Here is a 7,320-nt window from a genome sequence, read left to right on the forward strand (position 1 = left end):
CAATGAATTCGTAAAAAAGAGAGAGGAATTCTTTGATTCCTTTTGAATTTGATTGATAAATATAGTTTGTATCGATACACGATATCACAAGTGATTTAAAGGAGATGTCCATGTCTATTTTATCCATTAAAAATATTTCAAAATTTTACGCTTTGGACGGTAAAAATAGAGAGCAAGCTTTAAGGAATATTAACTTGCAGATTACAGAAGGGAAAATAACTGCGATTTATGGTCCATCAGGCTGTGGAAAAACTAGTCTACTGAATATCATCAGTGGCCTAGATAGAGAGTATGAGGGAATTTTAGCTTTTAAAGGAGAACCTCTCAGGGATTTATCGGAGCTTGAATTAACTCAATTCCGTAAAGATAATATTGGTTTTGTCTTTCAAAACTTCAATCTCATTCCTCACCAGTCTGTTTTGGACAATGTTAAGTTGCCTCTCTATGTCAAAGATTTATCCGATAAAGAAATGACAAGGATAGCTCAAGAGCAACTAGTCAGTTTAGGAATGGAACCTTTTATGGCTAAAAATGTCAAGCAACTTTCTGGAGGACAAAAGCAACGTGTAGCCATTGCGCGTGCTCTGGTCAATCAACCGGATATGATTGTAGCTGATGAGCCAACAGGGTCGCTAGATTCTCAATCCCAAGAAATGGTATTAGAAGTATTTAAAAATTTGGCCAAATCTGGGAAAACAGTACTGATTGTGACTCATAACCCAGAAGTAGCTGAATATGCAGATGTAATTATCAAAATGAAGGATGGTGAAGTCGTTGAAGAAGTCAAAAAATAAAGGATTATCCTTTAAAAATAAATTCAAACTTTCTTTAAGTAATTTTATGGAAAGAAAGTGGCGTAACTTGTTGATTGCAGTAGCAACCTCGATTGGTTTTGTAGGCGTGTTAATTTCTTTTGGTCTAGGGAATGCCTTGATTTCGATGATTGATGAAAATACCAACGGAGGTAAGCTCCCTTCCCAAGTTCAGATTGCACTGAATTCAAGCGTTGCTGGAAGAGGTTTTCTAAACCAAGAAGATAAGAACTATATCACAGATACGATTGGGAAAGAAAATATTAAATATCTAGAGAGTCCTTTTGGTATGACCATGTCAAAGATTAGCATAGACGGACGCGAAGTGGATTTTAGCCAAGCCCTGCCTTCCTATGCTCAGGTCGTGAGTTTGTATGAAGATACAAGTATTTCTGTTACTAGCAATGAAAAAGAAAAAGTGCTAGCAGGCTCTCTTTATACGGATGTTAACGAACAGGGATTAACGATTCCGATGAGTTTGCTCAAAAATTGGAATGAACAAACAGGAAACAATCTTACAGCTAGTGATGTTATTGGCAAACCAGTATCGGCAACCATTGTAGAAAATGCTGCTGAAGGTAGCAAGTTGGCAGGTTTTCAAACTCATATTGTGCGTGTAATCAATGATGAAGATGATGCAGAAGATAGTAATAGTTTTATGGCTTCCAAGCAGATGGAAACGATTTTAAAAGAAGCTGAATTCACAAAGGCCGTATCCTATTTTATTTTAGAACTTAAAGACCCATCTCGTACGAAAGCAGTAACAGAAGAATTGCAGAAAAATAAGAAGTATACAGTTCTTTCTCAACAGGCTGTTCTTGATATTGTGATTACCTTTATTCGTGTCATCCAGGGATTACTGATTGTGCTTTCTTCACAAGCGATTGTGGTGGCAGCAGTTATGATAGGCATCATCATTTATATCAATATCATGCAACGTTCTAAGGAAATCGGTGTCATGAAGGCCGTTGGCTATCAAAATAGAGATGTGAAAGGAATTTTTATCTACGAAGCTCTTTGGATTGTAGGAATTGCCTTGTTTATAGCTTTCATCATTGCTCAAGGGATAGGCAGTCTAGCGAATGTTATTGTTCACCATTTCTATCCATCAATCTCTAAAGTTTTTGAATTAAATCTTCTCTCTATTTTTGGGACTTTGGTTTTTGCTTTGTTTCTTGGCTATGGTTCAGCCTTCTTCCCAGCACGTAAGATTAGCAAAATGGACCCAGTGGAATCATTACGTTATGAATAGGGGAAGCACAGTATTAAAAAGAAAGTAGTTTGAAAATCACGGCCAGCGCTTGCAATTTAACTAAAATAGTTATATAATAATAACGTTAAAAGGTGATTTGTAGTGATTCAAGTTACTCTTTTCACAATAAAAATTTCATGATTTTCATAAGGAGGAAATCACTAATGGTAGTTAAAGTTGGTATTAACGGTTTCGGCCGTATCGGTCGTCTTGCTTTCCGTCGTATCCAAAACGTAGAAGGTGTTGAAGTTACTCGCATCAACGACCTTACAGATCCAGTTATGCTTGCACACTTGTTGAAATATGACACAACTCAAGGTCGTTTCGACGGTACTGTAGAAGTTAAAGAAGGCGGATTCGAAGTTAACGGTAAATTCGTTAAAGTTTCTGCTGAACGTGATCCAGAACAAATCGACTGGGCTACTGACGGTGTAGAAATCGTTCTTGAAGCAACTGGTTTCTTTGCTAAGAAAGAAGCTGCTGAAAAACACTTGCATGCAGGTGGCGCTAAGAAAGTTGTTATCACTGCTCCTGGTGGAAACGATGTTAAAACAATCGTATTTAACACTAACCACGACATTCTTGACGGTACTGAAACAGTTATCTCAGGTGCTTCATGTACTACAAACTGTTTGGCTCCAATGGCTAAAGCTCTTCAAGACAACTTCGGTGTTGTAGAAGGATTGATGACTACTATCCACGCTTACACTGGTGACCAAATGATCCTTGACGGACCACACCGTGGTGGTGACCTTCGCCGTGCTCGTGCTGGTGCTGCAAACATCGTTCCTAACTCAACTGGTGCTGCTAAAGCTATCGGTCTTGTAATCCCAGAATTGAACGGTAAACTTGACGGATCTGCACAACGTGTTCCAACTCCAACTGGATCAGTTACTGAATTGGTAGCAGTTCTTGAAAAGAACGTTACTGTTGATGAAGTAAACGCAGCTATGAAAGCAGCAGCTAACGAATCATACGGTTACACTGAAGACCAAATCGTTTCTTCAGATATCGTAGGTATGGCTTACGGTTCATTGTTCGACGCAACTCAAACTAAAGTTCTTGACGTTGACGGTAAACAATTGGTTAAAGTTGTATCATGGTATGACAACGAAATGTCATACACTGCACAACTTGTTCGTACTCTTGAATACTTCGCTAAAATTGCTAAATAATTCTTGAGACATAAAAAGCAAGGTTTCATACCTTGCTTTTTTAATTTAGAAAAAGGATGACTTAACGGTCATCCTTTGCTTTTAATATTGCCTCGAAGGAGTCGGATAAAGCACTTAATTTTAATTTCTCCATAGTTAAAGGATGAGTAAAAGATAGCCTATATGCATGTAACATTAGTCGAGGTGTTTTTGATTTTGGATGATATAGAGGGTCTCCGAGGATAGGATGATTGTGGTGGGAAAGATGTACACGAATTTGATGTGTCCGTCCAGTTTTTAGCCTACAACGAACGAGTGTAGAACCGTCTTCAAACTTCTTTAATCGAGCAACAATCGTTTCAGCGAATTGACCGTTTTTTGGGTCAACAAGTCGTTTTCTACGATCGTGGCGATCGCGACCAATTTTATCTCGAAAAACAAGTTCCTTACTTCTAAATGCCCCTTCGACTAGAGCCCAATACTCACGAGAAATCTCTTTTTTCTCTAGTAAACGATTGAGAATAGGAAGGATAAAAGGATTTTTAGCAAAGAGAACGAGGCCACTGGTTTCCATATCAAGACGATGGACAACATAGCATGTTTGACCGACATAAGCTGATACATGATTGAGAAGGGCTATTTCATTCGGTTGATTGCCGTGAGTTTTCATGCCCTCAGGTTTGTTAACGACAATTAAATGCTGATCTTGATAAACTTCTTGTACGAGATCAGGATTTCCTAGTGAGATTTCCTTTGTTGGATAATCTTCTTCATCGAAAGTTAATTGGCATTTATCTCCTGATTTGATGATTTGTTGCCAGTGAACCTCTTTTTGATTGATAAGAATGTTCTTTTTTGTCCTTAGGAAATGGCGGATTTTTCTAGGAATAAGTAACTGTTCTTCTAAGAAAGTTTTAACCGTCATCTCAGGTAAAGAATCGGGAATTATAAAGGTAAATTTCATACAGATATTGTAACAAAAATCAAATCATTTGGATAGGGGAACTAGCTAAATTCTTGTCATACTAAAGTGAAGATGATAAAATAAACGCATGAAATTAGATAATTTATTTGAAAGATTTCTTTCTTTATTTAAGAAAGAGGATATTGGAATTCAAGAGACTGAAACTCAAGACATTGAGATTAATGATATTGAAATAGAAGAAAGTGAGCAGAGCGACTTGCGGCGGTCTAGAGGTAATCGTAAGAAAGCTGGGCAAGTTGGCCCTATTCGCAAGTTTTGGCGTCGCTACCATCTGACAAAAATCTTACTTATTCTGGGCCTTAGTGTCAGTTTGTTTGTTGGTGTCTATCTATTCGCCTTGGCGAAATCAACAAATGTAACTGACTTACAAAATGCATTGAAAACTCGAACAGTGATTTTAGACCGAGAGGAGAATGAAGCAGGAGCCTTATCTGGTCAAAAAGGAACCTATGTTGAACTTACAGATATTAGTGAAGATTTACAAAAGGCAGTTATTGCGACGGAAGATCGCAGTTTTTACAAAAATGATGGGATAAACTACGCTCGTTTCTTCATGGCTATACTAACAGCTGGTCGCTCAGGTGGGGGTTCTACCATCACTCAGCAGTTGGCTAAAAATGCTTATTTATCACAAGATCAAACTATTCAAAGGAAGGCGAAAGAATTCTTCTTAGCTTTGGAATTAACCAAAAAATATAGCAAGAACGAAATTCTAACTATGTATTTGAATAATGCTTACTTTGGTAATGGAGTTTGGGGGGTTGAAGATGCAAGTAAAAAATACTTCGGAGTTTCAGCATCACAATTAACTCTAGATCAAGCAGCAACCTTGGCAGGAATGCTTAAAGGACCGGAAATATATAATCCATTAAATTCAATTGAGGCTTCGACTAATCGTAGAGATACAGTCTTACAAAATATGGTTGCGGCCGGCTATATTGATAAAGAAAAGGAGGCGGAAGCGGCTGGGGTTGATATGGCCTCTCAGTTGCATGATGCATATGAAGGAAAAATTTCAGACTACCGTTATCCTTCATATTTTGATGCAGTAGTTAATGAAGCGATTGAAAAATATCATTTAACAGAAGAAGAAATTGTTAATAACGGCTATCGCATTTATACAGAACTAGATCAAAATTATCAAGCAAATATGCAGGTTATCTATGAAGACACCACTCTGTTTCCTACGGCTGAAGATGGAACACATGCTGAATCAGGAAGTGTTGCCTTAGAGCCAAAAACGGGGGGAGTTAGAGGTGTTATTGGTCGTGTTGCTGGAAGTAATAAAACAGGTTTTCGAAATTTTAACTATGCAACTCAATCAAAAAGGAGCCCAGGTTCTACTATTAAACCACTTGTGGTCTATACTCCAGCAGTTGAAGCTGGATGGTCCCTCAACAAAGAGTTAGACAATCATACCATGCAGTACGGTGATTATAAGGTAGACAACTATGCAGGGATTAAGACGGCTCCAGAAGTTCCAATGTATCAAGCCTTGGCTGAATCTTTAAATCTACCAGCAGTGGCAACTGTCAAAGAGCTTGGGATTGATAAGGCCTTCGAAGCTGGTGAAAAGTTTGGACTTAACATGAGCAGTGTCGATAGAGTATTAGGTGTAGCCTTGGGTGGTGGAGTAGAAACCAATCCGCTTCAGATGGCTCAGGCTTATGCAGCATTTGCAAATGAAGGTTTGATGCCAGAAGCTCACTTTATTACTCGTATTGAGAATGCTAGTGGGCAAGTTATCGCTACACATAAGAATTCCCAAAAACGAGTTATGGATAAATCTACAGCTGATAAGATGACTAGTATGATGCTTGGAACTTTCACAAACGGGACAGGTATCAGTTCTTCTCCAGAAAATTATGTCATGGCTGGAAAAACAGGAACAACAGAAACTGTTTTTAATCCAGAGTATACAAGTGACCAATGGGTTATTGGATATACACCTGATGTCGTCATTAGCCATTGGCTTGGATTCCCGATAACAGATGAGAGTCACTACTTATCTAGTTCGACTTCAAATGGCGCTGCACATATATTTAGGGATATATCTGAGACGATTCTTCCTTATACACCAGGCAGCACATTCACAGTTCAAAACGCTTATGAATTAAATGGTATTGCACCAGCAAACATAAAAAATCAAACTCCGAATGCAGAGTCACAAACAGATGGGTTGTTAACTGATATACGCAGTAAGGCTCAAAACATAGTTGATGAAGCTGGGCGCGCAATTTCAGAAGCTAAAATTAAAGAAAAAGCTCAAACAGTCTGGGATACGATTGTAGATTTATTCCGTTAAATGTAAAGGATCTAAAACATGACAGGAAATTATTTCCTGTCATTTTGTTGTATCTTTTATAGCAGTTTGGAGTTTTTAAAAAAGAATTTAATATAAAAAAGTACACAAGAGGCGGAAAAATAGACAAAAGAAAGAGGACAGGATTATTTCTTATAAAGCTTTGATATACTCATTGGAGAAGAAGGAGGAAATATGTTAGAGAAAAAATATCAAGAAGTAAAAGGAATTGTTCATAAATGTCGAAAAGAATATTATTTACACTTGTGGGAAGTTGAAGATTGGGATCAAGAAGGTATGCTTTGTTTATATGAATTGTTGGAAGAACATCCTGAGTTGATGGAAAGGAAAGATAAAAAAATATATACTTACTTTAAAACGAAATTTAGAAATAGAATACTAGATGCAATACGAAAACAAGAGAGCCAAAAAAGAAAATTGGATCGACAAGTATATGAAGAAGTCAGTGAGATAAGTCACCGAATTACAGATGGAGGACTCTTGCTAGATGAATACTATGCCCTACACGAGATGCTAAAAAAATATAAGAAGGGTCTAAATAAAAAGGATTTAGAACTATTTGAGCGATTAGTGGCTGACGAAAGATTTAAAGGAAGGCGTCGTCTGTTAAAAGAATTAAGTATTCTATTAAAAGATTTTTCACCATATTAGAAAAAATTTAGTTAAATCTGTTGACAAGGCAGAAAAAGTAGGTATAATAGAAAGAGTTGAAAAGCTCTAGGTCCGTTGGTCAAGGGGTTAAGACACCGCCTTTTCACGGCGGTAACACGGGTTCGAATCCCGTACGGACTATG

6 protein-coding genes and 1 tRNA gene are annotated in these 7,320 nt (G+C 37.6%); 6 read left to right on the forward strand and 1 reads right to left on the reverse strand.

Annotated elements, in window-relative coordinates; all coding sequences use genetic code 11:
* Positions 1 to 110: 110 nt before the first annotated feature.
* The 3 genes from FN031_RS08340 (at position 111) to gap (ending at position 3,239) form a co-directional block, all read left to right on the forward strand.
* Entirely contained in the window at positions 111 to 794 is a 684-nt protein-coding gene (locus tag FN031_RS08340; RefSeq protein ID WP_142559281.1) for an ABC transporter ATP-binding protein, read from the forward strand.
* Positions 763 to 2,064 carry an ABC transporter permease gene (locus FN031_RS08345; RefSeq protein WP_185928465.1) on the forward strand — a complete coding sequence of 434 codons (1,302 nt, stop codon included), beginning with the start codon at positions 763 to 765 and terminating at the stop codon, positions 2,062 to 2,064. Before FN031_RS08340 ends, FN031_RS08345 begins: the two co-directional genes overlap by 32 nt.
* Positions 2,065 to 2,228: 164 nt before the next feature.
* A complete protein-coding gene (gap, locus tag FN031_RS08350; protein ID WP_142559283.1) occupies positions 2,229 to 3,239 on the forward strand; it encodes a type I glyceraldehyde-3-phosphate dehydrogenase in 1,011 nt (336 codons plus the stop codon).
* 61 nt (positions 3,240 to 3,300) lie between these two features.
* On the opposite strand, the gene FN031_RS08355 is transcribed toward gap, so the two are convergent.
* Positions 3,301 to 4,182: an RluA family pseudouridine synthase gene (locus tag FN031_RS08355; RefSeq protein WP_142559285.1), complete on the reverse strand. Its 882-nt coding sequence runs from the start codon at positions 4,180 to 4,182 to the stop codon at positions 3,301 to 3,303.
* An 88-nt stretch (positions 4,183 to 4,270) separates the two neighbouring features.
* Here FN031_RS08355 and pbp2a point away from each other — a divergent pair, with 88 nt between their 5' ends.
* From pbp2a to FN031_RS08370, 3 genes are all read left to right on the forward strand, one after another.
* Complete coding sequence (gene pbp2a, locus FN031_RS08360) at positions 4,271 to 6,508, forward strand: penicillin-binding protein PBP2A (protein WP_142559287.1); 2,238 nt, start codon at positions 4,271 to 4,273, stop codon at positions 6,506 to 6,508.
* 192 nt (positions 6,509 to 6,700) lie between these two features.
* A complete protein-coding gene (locus FN031_RS08365; RefSeq protein WP_142559289.1) occupies positions 6,701 to 7,177 on the forward strand; it encodes a sigma-70 family RNA polymerase sigma factor in 477 nt (158 codons plus the stop codon).
* 69 nt (positions 7,178 to 7,246) lie between these two features.
* Positions 7,247 to 7,318: transfer RNA gene (locus FN031_RS08370), tRNA-Glu, on the forward strand.
* Positions 7,319 to 7,320: the final 2 nt, after the last annotated feature.

It is taken from the genome of Streptococcus mitis (genome assembly GCF_902159415.1).
Taxonomy (GTDB): Bacteria; Bacillota; Bacilli; order Lactobacillales; family Streptococcaceae; genus Streptococcus; species Streptococcus mitis_BG.

Coding starts and splice junctions, on each gene's coding strand:
- FN031_RS08355 (WP_142559285.1), bottom strand. CDS start 4,182: ATGAAATTTACCTTTATAATTCCCGATTCTTTACCTGAGATGACGGTT.
- FN031_RS08345 (WP_185928465.1), top strand. CDS start 763: ATGGTGAAGTCGTTGAAGAAGTCAAAAAATAAAGGATTATCCTTTAAA.
- pbp2a (WP_142559287.1), top strand. CDS start 4,271: ATGAAATTAGATAATTTATTTGAAAGATTTCTTTCTTTATTTAAGAAA.
- FN031_RS08365 (WP_142559289.1), top strand. CDS start 6,701: ATGTTAGAGAAAAAATATCAAGAAGTAAAAGGAATTGTTCATAAATGT.
- gap (WP_142559283.1), top strand. CDS start 2,229: ATGGTAGTTAAAGTTGGTATTAACGGTTTCGGCCGTATCGGTCGTCTT.
- FN031_RS08340 (WP_142559281.1), top strand. CDS start 111: ATGTCTATTTTATCCATTAAAAATATTTCAAAATTTTACGCTTTGGAC.